Source organism: Nonomuraea roseola (genome assembly GCF_039535395.1).
GTDB lineage: Bacteria > Actinomycetota > Actinomycetes > Streptosporangiales > Streptosporangiaceae > Nonomuraea > Nonomuraea roseola.
This window is the reverse complement of record NZ_BAAAXC010000012.1, coordinates 233,878-250,950: the sequence shown is the minus strand read 5'-3', so window position 1 is coordinate 250,950 and position 17,073 is coordinate 233,878. Positions and strand designations below refer to the sequence as shown.

Below are 17,073 nucleotides of genomic sequence, written 5' to 3'. Positions count from 1 at the left end.
GCAGACCATCTGAGTGACTGTGATCAAATCCGTCGCCGGGCTCGGGATGGCGGGCGTGCTCGGCGGCGTGCTCGCGGCGGCGGTGGTGGTTCCCGCCGTCGGCGGAGCGGGGATCGCCACGCGCACCGCCGCGTCCACCCTCATCGACCTGCCTCCCGCACCTCGCGAGGAGCCGTTGTCACAGCTCACCACGCTGCTGGACAAGAACGGCAAGCGATTCGCCCAGTTCTACGAGGCCAACAGGACCACCGTGCCGCTCTCGCGGGTCGCTCCCGTGATGCGCAGGGCCATCGTCGCGATCGAGGACGCCCGCTTCTACGAGCACGCGGGACTGGACATCAAGGGCACGCTGCGCGCGGTCATCGCTAACACCCAGGCCGGTGGCATCAAGCAGGGCGGCTCGTCGCTGACGCAGCAACTGGTGAAGAACATCCTGGTCGAGAACGCCGAGAGCGAGAAGGAAAGGCAGGCGGCCCGCGCCCCGAACATCGCACGCAAGATCACCGAGCTGCGCCTGGCGCTGGCGATGGAGGAGAAGTACCGCAAGGACGACATCCTCGAGCGGTATCTCAACATCGCCTACTTCGGGGCGGGCGCCTACGGCGTCGAGGCGGCGGCCAGGCGCTTCTTCTCCACCTCGGCCGACAAGCTGACGCTGGCGCAGGCGGCGACGCTGGCGGGGGCGGTGCGCCTGCCGTACTCGACCGATCCCTCGCTGGGCAGGACCCAGCGGGCGCGGCTGCGCGAGCGCCGCGACACCGTGCTCGACCGCATGGCCGGGCTGGGCATGATCTCCCAGGCGACCGCGACGGCCACCAAGCGGGCGCCGCTGGCCATCAGGCTGCGGCCAGAACCGGGCGGCTGCGCCGAGAGCGCCTACCCCTACTTCTGCCTCTACGTGCAGCGCGAACTGCTGTCCAACCCCGTCTTCGGCGGCACCAGGGCGGAGCGGCAGCGCCGCATGGCCAGGGGCGGCCTGGTGCTGAAGACCACCCTCGACCCCGTGGCCCAGCACGCCGCCGAGCGGGCGATCGCCGCCAGGGTGAGCGCCGAGGACACCGAGGTCGCGGCCGAGGCCATGGTCGAGCCCGGCACGGGACGCATCAGGGCGCTGGCGGCCAGCAAGAAGTTCGGCCGCAACGCCGGCGACAGGAACAACGGGCCGCACACCACCTTCAACCTGGCGGCCGACGTGCAGCACGGCGGCGGCATGGGCTTCCAGGCCGGCTCGACGTTCAAGGTGTTCACGCTGGCCACGGCGCTCAAGCAGGGCTGGCGCTTCGACGAGGGGTTCAAGACGCCGGGGATGTTCGTCCCCTCCGAGGGCTACAAGGACTGCGCGGGCAAGCCGGTCAACGCGCCCGCCGCGAAGATCTACAACGCCAGCGGCGAGGGGAAGGGCGGCCCGCACAGCCTGTCCACGGGCACCTGGAAGTCGGTGAACATCTTCTACATGATGCTGGAGCGCAGGGTCGGCCTGTGCAACGTGGTCGAGACGGCCAGGTCGCTGGGCGTCACCAGAGCCGACGGCGCCCCGCTGCGGGAGGTGCCCACCTTCACGCTCGGCGTCAACGAGATGGACCCGCTCACGGTCGCCGGCGCCTTCGCCGCCTTCGCCGCCCGAGGGCGCTACTGCCGTCCGGTCGCGATCGTGGAGATCGTCGACAGGGAGGGCCTGCGCACCCGGGTGCCTCCCTCCTGCGAGCAGGCGTTGGAGCGCGACGTGGCCGACGCGGTCAACCACATCCTGTCGGGCGTCTTCTCCCAGGGCACGATGAAGGGGCAGAGCCTCGGGCGGCCCGCGGCGGGCAAGACCGGCACCAACAACGGCTACACCTCGGCCTGGTTCGCCGGCTACACCCCCGACCTGGCGGCCGCGGTGAGCGTGGGCGACATCCGCGGCTCCTACCGCTACCCGCTGCGCGGGGTGGAGATCGGCGGCCAGTCGTACGGCCAGGTGCAGGGCGCGTCGCTACCCGGACCGATCTGGGTGGCCTCGATGGAGGCGGCGCTGCACGACACCCGCCCCACCTCGTTCGTCCACCCCGACATGTCGCGCTTCGGCGGCGGCCACACCCCCGGCCTGGAGGAGGCCCTGGCCGCGGAGAAGCGCGCCGAGCAGCGTCAGGCCTCCCACCGGCGCCACTTCAGGAAGCTGCGCGACGGCTACCGCCAGTACTACCGCTGGCTGAGCAGACGCCACCGACCCGACCACTAGCCGCAGGGATGAGGTCGATCCACCCAGCGTCGGACGTGACCCGTGTCGAACGCACACCCAGGTCTAGCCGCCGAGGCAGGCGGGGCCGAGCAACTCCTTCAGGTCGCCCATGAGGGCGGGCGACTGCGTCACCCGTAGCCGGTCCTCCACCCGCATGACCGTGGTCTTGGGGCCGTTGTGCACCTGGAGGTGCACCTCGGAGGTGCCGGGGTGGGTGACGAGGATCTCCTTCAACCTGCCGACCACCGGCGGGGTGCAGCGGCTCAGCGGCAGGCTGACCAGCAGCGGGCCGCCCGACTCGACGGTCAGGTCGGGAGCGGTCACCTCCATCGCGATGATCTTGGCGACGTCTTCACGCTTGTCGATGCGCCCCTTGACGAAGACGATGGCGTCCTCGGCCAGGATCGTCGAGCACAGCTGGTAGGCCGACGGGAAGATCATCACCTCGATCGCGCCTTCGAGGTCCTCCAGCTGGGTGAGCACCCAGGTGTCGCCCTTCTTGGTGACCTTGCGCTGCACACCCGACAGGATGCCGCCGACCGTGACGACCTGGCCGTCGGAGCGGCTGTCGTCCTGCAGCGCGGCGATCGAGCAGTCGGCCCCCGAGGCGAGGATGTGCTCCACGCCGAACAGCGGGTGGTCGGAGACGTAGAGGCCGAGCATCTCCCGCTCGAACTGCAGCAGCGTGTTCTTGTCCCACTCGCCCACCGGGACCTGCACGTCGAAGGTCTGGTCCTCGCCGCCGTCGACGGCGCCGAACAGGGAGTCCTGGCCGATGGCCTCGTTCTTCTTGATGTCGATGATCGCGTCGACGGCCTGCTCGTGCACCATGACCAGGCCCTTGCGGACGTGGCCGAGCGAGTCGAAGGAACCCGCCTTGATCAGCGACTCGATCACCCGCTTGTTGCAGACGATCGCGGGGACCTTGCGCAGGAAGTCCTTGAAGTCGGCGAAGCGGCCCTTCTCCTTGCGGGCGGTGATGATGCCGTCGACGACGTTGCCACCGACGTTGCGGACGGCCGACAGGCCGAAGCGGATGTCGGTGCCGCGCGGGGTGAAGTCGAAGTCGGAGTCGTTGACGTCCGGCGGGAAGACCTTGATGCCCATGCGGCGGCACTCGTTGAGGTAGAGCGCCGACTTGTCCTTGTCGTCCTTGACGCTCGACAGCAGGGCGGCCATGTAGGCGGCCGGGTAGTTGGCCTTGAGATAGGCGGTCCAGTAAGCGACCAGGCCGTAGCCCGCGGTGTGGGCCTTGTTGAAGGCGTAGTCGGAGAACGGCAGCAGGATGTCCCACAGGGCTTTGATGGCGGCGGGCGAGAAGCCGTTCTCCCTCATACCCTTCTCGAAGAACTCGTACTGCTTGTCCAGCTCGGACTTCTTCTTCTTGCCCATCGCGCGGCGCAGCAGGTCGGCGCCGCCGAGCGAGTAGCCCGCGACCTTCTGCGCGATGGCCATGACCTGCTCCTGATAGACGATCAGGCCATGGGTCGTGTCGAGGATCTCCTTGAGCGGCTCTTCCAGCTCGGGGTGGATCGGGGTGATCTCCTGCTGGCCGTTCTTGCGCAGCGCGTAGTTGGTGTGGGAGTTGGCTCCCATCGGGCCTGGCCGGTAGAGCGCGAGCGCCGCGGAAATGTCCTCGAAGTTGTCGGGGCGCATCAGGCGCATCAGCGAGCGCATGCCGCCGCCGTCGAGCTGGAAGATGCCCAGCGTGTCGCCGCGGGCCAGCAGCTCGTAGGTCTTGGTGTCGTCGAGGGGCAGGTCGAGCAGCTCGATCTTCTCACCGGTGGTGAGCTCGATGGCCTTCAGGCAGTCGTCGATGATCGTGAGGTTGCGCAGGCCCAGGAAGTCCATCTTCAGCAGGCCGAGCGTCTCGCAGGTCGGGTAGTCGAACTGCGTGATGATCGCGCCGTCGGAGTCGCGGCGCATGATGGGGATGTAGTCGGTGAGCACCTCGGCGGACATGATGACGCCCGCGGCGTGCACGCCGGTCTGCCTGATCAGCCCCTCCAGGCCCCTGCCGAGGTCCATCGTCGCCTTGACGTCGACGTCTTCCTCGTAGAGCCTGCGCAGCTCGCCGGCCTCGGCGTAGCGCGGGTGGTCCTTGTCGAAGATGCCCGCCAGCGGGATGTCCTTGCCCATCACCGCCGGAGGGAAGGCCTTGGAGACCTTGTCGCCGAGCGCGTAGGGATAGCCGAGGACGCGACCGGCGTCCTTGATGGCGGCCTTCGCCTTGATGGTGCCGAAGGTGGCGATCATGGCGACCTTGTCGGCGCCCCACTTCTCGGTCACGTAGCGGATCACGTCCGCGCGCCTGCGCTCGTCGAAGTCGATGTCGACGTCGGGCATGGAGACGCGCTCAGGGTTGAGGAAGCGCTCGAAGATCAGGCCGTGCGGGATCGGGTCGAGGTCGGTGATGCCGAGCGCGTAGGCGACCAGCGAACCTGCCGCCGAACCACGGCCAGGGCCCACGCGGATGCCGTTGTTCTTGGCCCACATGATGAAGTCGGCGACCACGAGGAAGTAGCTCGGGAAGCCCATCTGGATGATGACCCCGAGCTCCTTCTCGGCCCAGGCGCGGTGCTCCTCGTCGATCCCGCTGGGGAAGCGCCGTTCCAGGCCCTTCCAGACCTCCTGGCGGAAGAACTCCTCCTCGGTCATCTCCTCGGGGACGGGGAAGGTCGGCATGAGGTTCTTGAACTCGAAGAACCCCGTGGGGTCGACCTTCTCGGCCACGAGCAGCGTGTTGCGGCAGCCCTCGAGCCAGAGGTCGGAGGAGTCGACCGCCCGCATCTCGTCGGCGTCCTTGATGTAGTAGCCGGAGCCGTCGAAGCGGAAGCGGTCGGGGTCGGACAGCTGCTTGCCGGTCTGGATGCACAGCAGGGCGTCGTGGGAGGCCGCGTCGGACTCGTAGGTGTAGTGGGAGTCGTTGGTGACCAGCGGCGGGATGGCCAGTTCCTTGCTGATCCTGGTCAGCCCGTCGCGGACCCTGCGCTCGATGTCGAGGCCGTGGTCCATGATCTCGAGGAAGTAGTTGTCCCTGCCGAAGATCTCCTGGAACCTCGCCGCGGCCTTGACCGCCTCGTCGTACTGGCCGAGGCGCAGCCTGGTCTGGACCTCGCCCGAGGGGCAGCCCGTGGTGGCCATGAGGCCCTCGGAGTGCTCGGCGAGGATCTCGGCGTCCATGCGCGCCCACTTGCGCACGAAGCCCTCGGTGTAGGCACGCGAGGACAGCCGCATCAGGTTGTGCAGGCCGGCCTTGTTGCGCGCCCAGATCGTCATGTGGGTGTAGTAGCCACCGGCCGAGACGTCGTCCTTCTTCTGGTGCGGCTCGCCCCACAGCACGGGCTTCTTGTTCTGCCGCAGCTCGGGCGCGACGTAGGCCTCGATGCCGATGATCGGCTTGATGCCCGCGCCGGTGGCCTGCCGGTAGAAGTCGTAGGCGCCGTGCATGTTGCCGTGGTCGGTGATGGCGATGGCGGGCATGCCGAGCTCGCCGACCTGTTTGAACATCTGCTTGAGGCGCGCGGCCCCGTCCAGCATGGAGTACTCGGTATGCACGTGCAGATGTACAAACGAGTCACTGGACGACATGGAGCGGCGCCTCCTCCATCGAGACCGGATGTGCAGGCTCTGAGCCTAATGGGCCGCACCGACTTTTCCGGCCCGCGCCACCAGCCCCTGACGAGGTGTACGGCCTCCGCTACAGACTGCACGGCGTGCCCCTGAGAGCCGCCCCTACCTGCGTATATATCGTTTCCGTGACGAAGGAGAAACGGTGCGCGAACAGTCTGACGAGGGCTACTCCCACGCCCTCGGCAACCGCCAGGTACAGATGATCGCGATCGGCGGCGCCATCGGCGTGGGCCTGTTCCTCGGCGCGGGCGGCAGGCTCGCCGCCGCCGGTCCCGCACTGGTGCTCTCCTACGCCGTCGCGGGGCTGGCCGCCTTCTTCGTCATGCGCGCTCTGGGCGAACTGGTCCTCTACCGGCCCACCTCGGGCTCCTTCGTGGAGTACGCGGGCGAGTTCGTCGGGCCGTGGGCCGCCTTCGCCAGCGGCTGGATGTACTGGATCAACTGGGCCTTCACCGGCATCGCCGAGCTGACCGCGATCGCGACCTACGTCGCCTACTGGGCGCCAGGCTTCCCCCAGTGGCTCACGGCGCTGATCGCGCTGGCCTTCGTGCTGGCGGTCAACCTGGTGTCGGTCAAGCTCTTCGGGGAGCTCGAGTTCTGGTTCGCGCTGCTGAAGGTGCTGGCGATCTGCGCCTTCCTGGTCATCGGCCTGGCCCTCGTGCTCTTCAGCATGGACGTCGGCGGCACCAGGGCGGGGGTGGGCAACCTCACCGCGCACGGCGGCTTCTTCCCCAACGGCCTGCCAGTCGTGCTGATGAGCCTGCAGGCGGTCGTCTTCGCCTACGCCTCGATCGAGCTGGTCGGCATCGCGGCGGGCGAGACCAAGCACCCCAGGCGGGTGATGCCCAAGGCGGTCAACGGCGTGGTGTGGCGCATCGCGCTGTTCTACATCGGCTCGATCCTGCTGCTGACCATGGTGCTGCCCTGGACGTTCTACAGCGCCGGCACCTCGCCCTTCGTCACGGTCTTCGACAAGCTGGGCGTGCCGTGGGCGGCCGACGCGATGAACCTCGTCGTCATCACCGCCGCCACCTCCTCGTGCAACTCCGGCCTGTACTCCACGGGTCGCATCCTGCGGGCGATGGCGCTCAAGGGCGAGGCTCCGCGTTTCACCGGCCCCCTCAGCTCCAGGCACGTGCCCGTCGGGGGCATCATGCTGACCGCCTCGGTCTTCCTCGCAGGGGTGGCGCTGTTCTACTTCGTGCCCCAGCGGGCCTTCGACATCGCCACCGCCGTCGCCTCGCTCGGCGTGATCACCACGTGGGGGACGCTGGTCTACTGCCAGCTGCGGCTGCGCCGTACCGGGCACCGCTCGGAGTTCGCGATGCCGGGCACGCCGTACAGCAACTGGTTCACGCTGGGGTTCCTCGCGCTCGTGGTGGTGCTCATGGCCTTCGCCGACGACAACCAGCGAGTGGCCTTCTTCCTCATTCCCGCGCTGGTCGCGGCGATCGCCGTGGGATGGAAGCTGGTCAGCGCTCCTCGGCGAGGCGCAGCCCCGCCTCGATCACCGCGTTCATGATCGGCGCCAGGCGCTCCTCGCCCAGCTTGGGCGCGCGCTCGGCCATCGCCGCCACGAGCTGACGCTCCCGCTCCATGTCGCGTCCCGCGAACCCGCCGACGGGCTTGAGCGACTGCACGACGCCCGCGAGCTCGGCCCGTCGTTCGAGCAGGACCGCGAGGGCCGCGTCGACCCTGTCGATGGCCTCGCGCGCCTCGGGCAGGGTGGCGGGGCTCTCGTGCACTGCCAGCGCCCCGAACAGGGCCACGGCCTCGCGGGCCATGGCCACCTCGGCGTCGGAGGCCGACGGCGACAGCAGCAGGCCGTCGGCGCCCGCGGCGATCGCGGCCGGCGCCAGCGAGGGGTCGCCTGAGACGTCGGCGAGCACCGGCCGTCCCGACCGGGCCTTGGCGGCGCGCAGCAGGGTCAGGTCGAGGGCGACGTGGCTCAGGTGGGTGCGGGTGCCGCTCTCACAGAGCACCACCTGGTCGTTGCCCTCGGCCACGCAGTAGTCGGCGATGCCGAGCCACTCCTCGAGGGTGGCCGAGTGGCCACGCTGCACGATCACCGGCAGGCCCAGCCTGGCCACGGCGCGCACCAGCTGGAAGTCCTGCATCCACGCCGAGCCCACCACCACGCCGGCCGCGCGCTCGGCGATCGCCGGCAGGTCGGCGGCGGAGAAGGGCTCGACGTACAGGGGGCCGTCGACCAGGTCTTCGGCGGGCACCCGCCCGTGGTGGGGACGCAGGCTGACCCAGCGGGTGACGGTCCTCGGTTCGAGAGTGGAGGTCATCTCGGCTCCCATTGCTCAAGCCGGTCCCAACGGAGCCGGCGGGGTCTCCAGGAAACAAAAAGGGCAGAGACCTCGGGTCTCTGCCTGTCGCCGGCTCCAGGTGGTCGCTACAGCTCGACCGGCCCTCCGGGAGCCGGCTCGGTAAACGTGTAGCGAGGAGTCATGGATCTAAGACTACACGGGTCGCTGCTACCCGATCCCTATGGGAGTATTTCTAGGCTTAGAAGGGGGTTTGAGGCCGTTGATGTCGGATGGACAGCAGCATGCCGGGCGCCGCATCGCCGGTCGGTACCACCTGAAGGAGCCGATCGGCAAGGGCGGCATGGGCATCGTCTGGCGCGCCCATGACGAGCTGCTCGACCGCGAGGTCGCGGTCAAGGAGGTCCGCTACGCGGCCGTGCTCGGCGACGAGGTGCAACTCCTCAACCGCAGGACCATGCGAGAGGCACGGGCCGCCGCCAGGTTCACCCACCCGAACGTGATCGTCGTGCACGACGTCATCGAGGAGGACGACCGTCCCTGGATCGTCATGCAGCTGGTCCAGTCCCGCTCGCTGGGACAGGTGATCAAGGCCGACGGGCCGCTGGCGCCGGGGAAGGTGGCCGAGATCGGCCTGGCCGTCCTCGACGCGCTCAGGGGCGCCCACGACGCCGGCGTGCTGCACCGCGACGTCAAGCCCGAGAACGTGCTGCTGGCCGAGGACGGCAGGGTCGTGCTGACCGACTTCGGCATCGCCACGCTGGAGACCGAGACCGCGCTGACCATGACGGGCCTGGCGGGCACGCCCGCCTTCATCGCGCCCGAGCGGCTCAAGGGCCTGCCCGCCAGACGTGAGTCGGACCTGTGGTCGCTGGGCGCGACGCTCTACACCGCGGTCGAGGGCAGGGCGCCGCACGAGCGCGGCATGGCGATGGCGACCATGATGGCCGTGCTCAACGACGACCCCGAGCCGCCGAAGCGGGCGGGGGCGCTCAAGCCCGTCCTCGCCGGCCTGCTGGCCAAGGAGCCCGACCAGCGTCTGGGCTTCGACGAGGCCGCCAGGCTGCTGCGCAGGGCCGCCGCGGAGTCGTCAAGGAGCGAGACGGTGCGGACCCCGCGCCGCCCCGTCGTGCCGGTGGTGGACGTCGACGACACCCCGACCGACCCCAGTCTCCCCCGCATCGCGGCTCCGCCTCCCTCATCCGCCGCGTCCTCGTCGCCTCCCCCTTCGCCCTCCAGGCCTCCCGCGCGGACCCCCGCCAGGCCTCCAGCGAAGGAGCCAGAGGAGCCCGAGGAACCCCAGGAGATGGCGCAGACGGGCATGCGCCTGCCCGACGCGACCACGCCCACCGCCACCTCCCTCGCCCCCTCACGGCGTGCGCTCCCCGTCATCGCCGCGGTCGTCGGGGTCGTCGTGGTGGGCGGCGTGGCGGGCATCCTCGGCCTGCGCTCCGCGGGCCAGGCCGATCCCGAGGCGAGCAGGAGCCCGACGCAGAAGGTGACGACCACGGTCACCGCCACCGCGACGGCGACCGCCGCCACCCCCGCCGACAAGCCCTCCGCCTCGCCCAGTCCTTCGCCTTCGGCGTCTAAGACGGAGTCGGCGCTGCCGGACGGCTGGCGGATGTACAAGGACAAGGAGCTGGACTTCTCCGTCGGCCTGCCCGAGGGCTGGGACGTCTACGACCGCAGGGGCAGGCAGGTCTACTTCCGCGGCCCCGGCGCCTCCTCCAACTCCTTCCTCCTGATCGAGCAGGCCACCGACCCAGGTGACGACCCGTACAAGGACTGGAAGGTGCAGGAGCCAGGCGCCAGGGGCAACTTCGGCGGATACGAGCTGATCGGCATCAAGAAGGTCGACTACATGAAGGCCGCGGCCGACTGGGAGTTCACCTGGAACACCAACACCGGTAAGTCCAAGGTGCGCAACCGCGGTTTCGTCACCGACAACGGCAAGGGCTACGCGATCTACTGGCACACGCTCGCGAAGAACTGGAAGCGCGATCTGCGGTTCTTCGACACGTTCGCGGCGACCTTCAAATCGTCCAAGTAAGCTTCGCAGGTGCGCGTAGGAAACAGGTATCGCCTGCTGGAGCCCATCGGCGAAGGTGGCATGGGCATCGTCTGGCGCGCCCATGACGACCTGCTCGACAGGACCGTGGCGATCAAGGAGGTCCGCTACACGGGCATCGGCGAGGAGAAGCGCGCCCAGCTCAACCAGCGCACCATCAGGGAGGCGCGGGCGGCGGGCCGCCTCGACCACCCCAACGTGGTCGTCGTCCACGACGTCATCGAGGAGGACGGCAGGCCCTGGATCGTGATGCAGCTGGTGCGCTCGCGCTCGCTGGCCGCGGTGGTCAGGGAGGGGGGGCCCGATGCCGGTGGGAGAGGTGGCCCGCGTCGGCGGCGCGGTGCTCGCGGCGCTTCGGGCCGCCCACGCGGCGGGAGTGCTGCACCGCGACGTCAAGCCGGAGAACGTGCTGCTGGCCGAGGACGGCAGGGTCGTGCTGACCGACTTCGGCATCGCCGCGATGGAGGCCGAGGCGGGGCTCACCGCCACAGGCAACCTGATCGGCACGCCCGCCTACATGCCGCCCGAACGGCTCAACGGCCTGCCCGCCACGCCCGCCTCCGACCTGTGGTCGCTGGGCGCGACGCTGCACACGGCCGTGGAGGGCCGCGCGCCGTACGAGCGTGACTCGTGGGCGGCGACGGTCGCCGCGGTGCTGCGCGACCCGCCTGAGCCCCCGCGGCTGGCCGGGGCCCTGGTCCCGGTGATCTCAGGGCTGCTGCGCAGGGACCCCGCCTCGCGGATGAGCGCGGAGGAGGCCTCGGCCAGGCTGGCCTCGCTCACCGATGGGAACTCATCGACCGTCGTGCGCCCCGCGCCCGTCAGGCGCTCGCCGCTGCGCTGGCTCGTGCCTGCCGGGCTGGCGGTCGCCGTGGTGGCCGCCGGCGGCGTGTGGGCGATGGGGCAGACGGACTCACCGGCCGTGAGCGCGTCGTCCGCCGGCTCCTCGACGCCTTCCTCCTCCGCCACGCCCTCGGCGAAGCCGTCGATCGGTGGCAGTCCGAGCCCCGCCCTGCCACCTGGCTGGCGCAGACTCAGCAACGCCACGGGCGGCTTCTCCGTCGCCGTCCCCAGCGGGTGGAAGGCGACCAGGAACCCGGACGGCCGCGACAGCATCAGCGTCAAGGGGCCGGGCACCAGGGGCGAGCTCATCATCGAGTGGACCGACTCGGGCAAGACCGGCCTGACCCCCAAGCAGGAGTGGGAGAGCCTGGAGCAGGAGATCCAGGCGAAGGGCGAGTTCCAGGGTTACACCAGGCTCGGCATCATCCAGCTCACCTACCTCGGGGTCGAGGCCGCCGACTGGGAGTTCACCAGGAACAAGGACGGCCAGATGATCCACGTGCTGAACCGGGGCTTCAGGCTGCGCGACGGCCGTCCCTTCGCCCTGTACTGGGAGACCCCCGAGCAGCTGTGGACCGAGGGCAGGGCCACTCTCGACACCATCCTCGAGACGTTCAGGCCGACGTGAGCGAGCAGGCGCGCTTCTGGCGGCACCCGGGAGTGCCTGAAGTCGACCTGCTCAAGGCCCGGTACGTCACCCACCGCTTCTCCAGGCACGTCCACGAGGGCTACGCGATCGGCGTGATCACCTCGGGGGTGGAGGAGTTCGCCTACAAGGGCAGGCTGCTGCGGGCCGGTGAGGGCGAGGTGGTGCTGGTCAACCCCGAGCACGAGCACACCGGTCAGGCGGGCGTTCCGGGCGGCTGGTCCTACCGCATGCTCTACCCGTCGGTCGAGGCGCTGGGGGCGGGGCGCGGCACGCCGTACTTCCCCGAGCAGGTGGTGCGCGATCCCGACCTGGCCAGGCTGCTGGTCAGCGCGCACCTGGCCACCGAGCGCGGCGACAGGCTCGCCGCCTCCACGCTGATGCGCGCGCTGTTCGCGCGCCTGCTGTCCAGGCACGCGGGCTCGCGGCCCGCCCCGGAGGCGCCGACCGGCCAGGACGCGGTACGGCAGGCCATCGACCTGCTGCACGAGCGCATGGCCGACCCGCCCACCCTGGAGGGCCTGGCCGAGGCCGTCCAGGCCAGGCCCTTCCCGCTGCTGCGCGCGTTCAAGGCCGTCACGGGCCTGCCGCCGCACGCCTACCTCACCTCCCTGCGCGTACAGCAGGCCCGCCGCCTCCTGGAGGCCGGCCTGCCTCCCGCCGAGGTCGCCGCCGAGGTCGGCTTCACCGACCAGGCCCACCTGGGCCGCCACTTCAAGCGCGTCGTCGGCATCCCGCCCGCCGCCTACCAACGCGGCGCAGGAACGTACAAGACTCGCTAATCTCCCAGGTCATAGCCTCAGGCGGTATGAACACCGCAACAAGGGACGGACTAGGCGTCGGAGTCGCCGTCGGCCTGTCGGGCGCCGCGTTCGGCGCGGCGGCCGTCACCGCAGGACTCGACGTGGCGCAGTCGTGCGTCCTCAGCCTTCTCGCCTTCACGGGCGCCTCCCAGTTCGCGCTGGTCGGCGCCGTCTCGGGAGGCGGCGACCTGCTGGCGGCCTCGGCGGGCGCGCTCCTGCTGGGCGGGCGCAACACCCTGTACGGCCTGCGCCTGGCCGATCTGCTCAAGGTACGCGGCGGCAGGCGGCTGGTGGCCGCCCAGGGGGTGATCGACGAGACGACCGCCGTCGCGCTGGCCCAGCCGACCCCCGAGACCGCCCGCAGGGCGTTCACCGTGACCTTCGCCAGCCTGTACCTGATGTGGAACCTGACCACGCTGATCGGCGCGCTCGGCACCTCCGCGCTGGGCGACCCTGGCGTGCTCGGGCTGGACGCGGTCGGCCCCGCCACCTTCCTGGCCATCCTCTGGCCCCGCCTGGCGAGTGAGCCGGGCCTGCGCGGGCTGGCGCTGGGCGGCGCCGCGGTGGCGCTGCTCGCGACGCCCTTCGTCCCCGCGGGCGTGCCCGTCCTGCTGTCGGCCGTCGTCGTGCTCCTGGTGGTGCTCCGATGACGCTGTGGTGGGCGATCGTCCTGGTCAGTCTGGGGTGCTACGCCCTGAAGCTGTGCGGCCTGGCCGCTCCCCGCAGGGTGCTCGACCACCCGGTGGTGCGCAGGTTCGCCGAGCTGGTGCCCGTCGCGCTGCTGGCCGCGCTGATCGCGGTGCAGACCTTCACCCACGAGGGAGCCCTCCAGTTCGACCCGGCCAGGACGGCGGGACTCGGCGCCGCGGTCGTCGCGCTCGTGCTTCGGGCGCCCTTTCTCGTGGTGCTGGCGGCAGCGGCGGTGGTCACCGCGCTTGTTCGGGCCTTTACGGGGTAGCCCGTCCCTCATGTCCGAATCTCCGGGGATCATCGGCGGGCGGTACAGGTTGCTCAGAACCATCGGACGGGGCGGCATGGGCACCGTATGGCACGCGTACGACGAAGTGCTCGGCCGCGACGTCGCGGTCAAGGAGGTGCTGCCACCGCCCGACCTGAGCGGTCCCGAACGCGAGATCTTCACCGTGCGCACCTTCCGCGAGGCCAGGGCCGCGGGGAGGGTCGCGCATCCGGGGGTGGCGACCGTCTACGACGTGGTCCAGGAGGGCGGACACCCCTGGATCATCATGGAGCTGGTCCGCTCGCGGACGCTCGGCTCGCTGGTGCGCGAGAGGGGACCGCTCGAACCGGCCAGGGTGGCGGAGATCGGACTGGAGATCCTGGCCGCGCTGCGCGCCGCCCACGCCGTCGGAGTGCTGCACCGTGACGTGAAACCGGACAACGTGCTGCTCGCCGAGGACGGCAGGGCGGTGCTGACCGACTTCGGCATCGCCACGACGGAGGACGAGGCCCCGGTGACCAGGACCGGCATCCTGGTCGGCACGCCCGCCTTCATCGCACCCGAACGCGCGGCGGGCGGCAGCGCCGAGCCCGCCTCGGACCTGTGGTCGCTGGGGGTCACGCTCTACACGGCCGTGGAGGGCCACTCGCCCTTCCACCGCGGCCACGCCCTGGCCACGCTGGCCGCCGTCATGCACGACGAGCCGATGCCGATGGCGTCCGCGGGGCCGCTCGCGCCGGTCGTGCACGGGCTGCTGCGCAAGGACCCGGCCGAGCGGATGGACATCGACGAGGCAGAACGGCGCCTCAGGCCGATCGTGCTCGGACTGGCCCCTGAGGCGACCGCTCCCGTTCCTGTAGTGGTGCCTCCCGCGCTGCCCGGCTCCGCCGTACGGCCTGCGGCTCGCGGGAAGCGGCCGCCACCGCTGGTCGCGCTCGCGGCCGCGGCGACAGTGGTGGCGCTGGTGACCGGCGGGATGGCGTGGATGTCGGGCCGCGCGGAGACCCCCCAGCCGAAGCAGCCCGCCTCCGTCCCCTCAGTGGTCAGCACGCCGAGGGACACCTCCGCTCCCGCGCCCGCACCCGCGCCTGAGCCCACCGCTGTGAGCTCGGGCGACGACGGCACCCAGCCGGCACGGCAGGCCCCGACCTCCGCCGACGTGGGTCAGCAGCCGAAGCAGAGCAGACCGCCGGCCAGGACCGACCAGGACAGGCCCAGCCCGAAGCCGACCAGGAGCAAGGGCAAGGCGAAGCAGTCCTCGCCTCCCGCGGAGGAGACGGAGGAGCCGACCGAGGAGCCGACCGCGGACCCGCCCGCAGACGACGCGCCCGACGACGCGCCCGCCGACTCCGGTCAGGTCGAGCCCGACGAGGGCGAGGCAGAGGGGGAGCAGCGCGAGAAGGGCAAGGTCAAGGCCAAGAGCAAGGGGCCGGCCAAGGCGAAGGACAAGGCGAAGAGCTGAGGTCAGGACTCCGCGCGCACCATGTCGAGCGCCTTCTGCAGGTCGTCGGGGTAGTCGCTGCTGAAGGAGACCCACTCGCCCCCGGAGGGGTGCTCGAAGCCGAGCGAGACCGCGTGCAGCCACTGCCTGGTCATGCCGAGCCTGGCCGCGAGAGTGGGGTCGGCGCCGTACATCATGTCGCCCACGCAGGGGTGGCGCAGCGCGGCCATGTGGACGCGGATCTGGTGCGTGCGCCCGGTCTCCAGCTTGATGTCCAGCAGCGTGGCGGCCCTGAAGGCCTCCACAGTGTCGTAGTGGGTCACCGACGGCTTGCCGCCCGCCACGACGGCGAACCTGCCGTCGCCCGAGGGGTGCCGGTCGATGGGCGCGTCGACCGTGCCCCTGAACGGGTCGGGGTGGCCCTGCACCAGCGCGTGGTAGCGCTTGTCGACCGTGCGCTCCTTGAAGGCGCGCTTGAGGAAGGAGTAGGCGTGCTCGCTCTTGGCCACGACCATCGCGCCGGTGGTGTTGGCGTCGAGGCGGTGCACGATGCCCTGCCGCTCGGCCGCGCCGCTGGTCGCCACCGTGTGCCCGGTGCCGAGCAGGCCGCCGATCACCGTGGGGCCGGTCCATCCGACGGTCGGGTGGGCCGCGACGCCGATGGGCTTGTTGACCACCACGATGTCGTCGTCCTCGTAGATGATCGCCATCCCCGGCACCGGCTCGGCCACCGGCATGGGCGTCGTGATGGGTGGGGGAAGGGTGACGTCGAGCCACGCGCCCGCGTGCACCCTGTCGGACTTGGCGGCCTGTGAGCCGTCCACCAGCACGTCGCCCGAGCTGATCAGCTCGGCCGCGCGGGTGCGTGAGAAACCGAAGAGCCGCGACAGTGCGGCGTCGAGTCGTTCGCCTTCGAGCCCGTCGGGGACGGGCAGGCTGCGCTGTTCAGTCATTCTTGGTGGTCACCTCCCTGGTGCCGTCGATCTGGTAGCCGCGCCAGGCCAGGAAGACCGCCACGATGCCGCCGCACACGATCGCCGAGTCGGCGATGTTCCAGACGGGGAAGTGGCCGGGGAAGGTCTCGATGAAGTCGACCACGTGCCCCTGCAACTGCCCCGAGGCGGGACGGCCGAGGCCCGCGGGGTAGCGCAGCAGCCGGTCGGTGAGGTTGCCCAGCGCCCCGCCCAGCATCAGGCCGAGCGTGATCGCCCACGGCAGGCTGCGCAGCTTGCGCGCGGTGCGGATGATCGCGATCACCACGCCGGCGGCCACCAGGGTGAACACGAAGGTCATCCCCGTGCCGATGCTGAAGGCGGCGCCCGAGTTGAAGATCACCCGGAACTGGAGCAGCCCGGGGATCACCACCTCCGGCTCCCTGCCCTCGAGCGTCCGCAGCACCAGCGTCTTGGTGAACAGGTCGAGCCCGTAGATCACCACGGCGAGCGACGCGAGAAGGCCGATCAGGCGTCGCCCGACCGGCCTCGCGGCTGTCTCGCTGTCAGCGCTCAGCGGCGCTCCTCCCGCTGCTTGCATGTCACGCACAGCGTCGCCCTCGGGAACGCCTGAAGACGCTCCTTGCCGATCGGCTTGTGGCACGATTCGCACACTCCATAGGTCCCTGCGTCGATCCTGGCGATCGCACGTTCGTTCTGCGCGACCAGGTCGCGTGTGTTCAGGGTAAGGGCGATCTCGCGTTCCCGCTCATAGGTCTTGGCCCCGGCATCGGCCTGGTCGTCGCCGGCTCCCTGGGTGACGTCCCCAGAGGCGATCTCGGTCTCGTGTCGAAGGATGTCCGCCTCGAGCTCGGCGATTTCCTGAACGAGGGTGTCGCGTACCTCGGCCAGCTCCTCTGCCGACCACATCGAAGGGGTCGCGGTCTGCGTGACTGCCGCCATGGCTGCCTCCATGCTGATCAAGGCTCAAACGGTGCGGGCAGCTTAGGCCGTGGATAACGACTCGGCAAACGACCCGCCGTACGGATTACCCCTCCCGTACTATCCCGCCTCGCCGGATCAACTCCTCACCATAGGCATCCATTCCCGGATCTTTGTCGCGATTTGCTGAGTGGGATGTCGGGAAGCCTTTGCCCTCCACTCTGCGTTATGGTTTTAGCCTGCAAGGCGTCGACGGAGCCCTGTGATTGAGATCACAAGGGATATCACTCCCGAGCCGCCGGAAGAACGGCTC

At 70.2% G+C, this 17,073-nt stretch carries 13 protein-coding genes and 1 pseudogene; 9 read left to right on the top strand and 5 right to left on the bottom strand.

Annotated elements, in window-relative coordinates; all coding sequences use genetic code 11:
• Positions 1-13: 13 nt before the first annotated feature.
• A complete protein-coding gene (locus ABFX55_RS13235; RefSeq protein ID WP_346120839.1) occupies positions 14-2,218 on the top strand; it encodes a transglycosylase domain-containing protein in 2,205 nt (734 codons plus the stop codon).
• Positions 2,219-2,281: 63 nt separating this feature from the next.
• Here ABFX55_RS13235 and dnaE read toward each other — a convergent pair whose 3' ends face one another.
• The gene (gene dnaE / locus ABFX55_RS13230; RefSeq protein ID WP_346120837.1) at positions 2,282-5,809 is read right to left on the bottom strand and encodes a DNA polymerase III subunit alpha; all 3,528 of its coding nucleotides are present in this window, start codon (positions 5,807-5,809) and stop codon (positions 2,282-2,284) included.
• Between the two features lie 184 nt (positions 5,810-5,993).
• Here dnaE and ABFX55_RS13225 point away from each other — a divergent pair, with 184 nt between their 5' ends.
• A complete protein-coding gene (locus tag ABFX55_RS13225; protein ID WP_346120835.1) occupies positions 5,994-7,373 on the top strand; it encodes an amino acid permease in 1,380 nt (459 codons plus the stop codon).
• On the opposite strand, the gene ABFX55_RS49805 is transcribed toward ABFX55_RS13225, so the two are convergent.
• On the bottom strand, positions 7,324-8,145 hold the full coding sequence (locus tag ABFX55_RS49805) for a chorismate mutase (RefSeq protein WP_379479125.1): 822 nt from the start codon (positions 8,143-8,145) through the stop codon (positions 7,324-7,326). The genes ABFX55_RS13225 and ABFX55_RS49805 overlap by 50 nt on opposite strands.
• Before the next feature lie 244 nt (positions 8,146-8,389).
• On the opposite strand from ABFX55_RS49805, the gene ABFX55_RS13210 reads away from it, so the two are divergent.
• The 7 genes and pseudogenes from ABFX55_RS13210 (at position 8,390) to ABFX55_RS13180 (ending at position 14,907) form a co-directional block, all read left to right on the top strand.
• Positions 8,390-10,177 (top strand): serine/threonine-protein kinase, encoded by a 1,788-nt coding sequence (locus tag ABFX55_RS13210; protein ID WP_346120833.1) that lies wholly within the window; start codon positions 8,390-8,392, stop codon positions 10,175-10,177.
• 9 nt (positions 10,178-10,186) lie between these two features.
• Positions 10,187-10,477, top strand: a pseudogene (locus tag ABFX55_RS13205) (protein kinase domain-containing protein); the annotation flags it as partial.
• A 22-nt stretch (positions 10,478-10,499) separates the two neighbouring features.
• Positions 10,500-11,666 carry a serine/threonine-protein kinase gene (locus ABFX55_RS13200; RefSeq protein ID WP_346120831.1) on the top strand — a complete coding sequence of 389 codons (1,167 nt, stop codon included), beginning with the start codon at positions 10,500-10,502 and terminating at the stop codon, positions 11,664-11,666.
• A complete protein-coding gene (locus ABFX55_RS13195) occupies positions 11,663-12,466 on the top strand; it encodes an AraC family transcriptional regulator (protein ID WP_346120829.1) in 804 nt (267 codons plus the stop codon). Before ABFX55_RS13200 ends, ABFX55_RS13195 begins: the two co-directional genes overlap by 4 nt.
• A 26-nt stretch (positions 12,467-12,492) precedes the next feature.
• Positions 12,493-13,137: an AzlC family ABC transporter permease gene (locus tag ABFX55_RS13190; RefSeq protein ID WP_346120827.1), complete on the top strand. Its 645-nt coding sequence runs from the start codon at positions 12,493-12,495 to the stop codon at positions 13,135-13,137.
• Positions 13,134-13,445, top strand: a complete 312-nt coding sequence (locus tag ABFX55_RS13185; protein WP_346120825.1) for an AzlD domain-containing protein — start codon at positions 13,134-13,136, stop codon at positions 13,443-13,445. The genes ABFX55_RS13190 and ABFX55_RS13185 overlap by 4 nt, the downstream gene beginning before the upstream one ends.
• Positions 13,446-13,455: 10 nt before the next feature.
• Positions 13,456-14,907, top strand: a complete 1,452-nt coding sequence (locus ABFX55_RS13180) for a serine/threonine-protein kinase (RefSeq protein WP_346120823.1) — start codon at positions 13,456-13,458, stop codon at positions 14,905-14,907.
• A gap of 2 nt (positions 14,908-14,909) precedes the next feature.
• Here ABFX55_RS13180 and ABFX55_RS13175 read toward each other — a convergent pair whose 3' ends face one another.
• From ABFX55_RS13175 to ABFX55_RS13165, 3 genes are read right to left on the bottom strand one after another with little or no spacing between them, the layout of a single operon-like run.
• On the bottom strand, positions 14,910-15,839 hold the full coding sequence (locus tag ABFX55_RS13175; RefSeq protein WP_346120821.1) for an RluA family pseudouridine synthase: 930 nt from the start codon (positions 15,837-15,839) through the stop codon (positions 14,910-14,912).
• Positions 15,832-16,419, bottom strand: coding sequence for a signal peptidase II (locus ABFX55_RS13170; protein WP_346121974.1), 588 nt, complete (start codon positions 16,417-16,419; stop codon positions 15,832-15,834). Before ABFX55_RS13170 ends, ABFX55_RS13175 begins: the two co-directional genes overlap by 8 nt.
• Positions 16,392-16,781 (bottom strand): TraR/DksA family transcriptional regulator, encoded by a 390-nt coding sequence (locus ABFX55_RS13165; RefSeq protein WP_183659094.1) that lies wholly within the window; start codon positions 16,779-16,781, stop codon positions 16,392-16,394. Before ABFX55_RS13165 ends, ABFX55_RS13170 begins: the two co-directional genes overlap by 28 nt.
• Between the last annotated feature and the right edge of the window lie 292 nt (positions 16,782-17,073).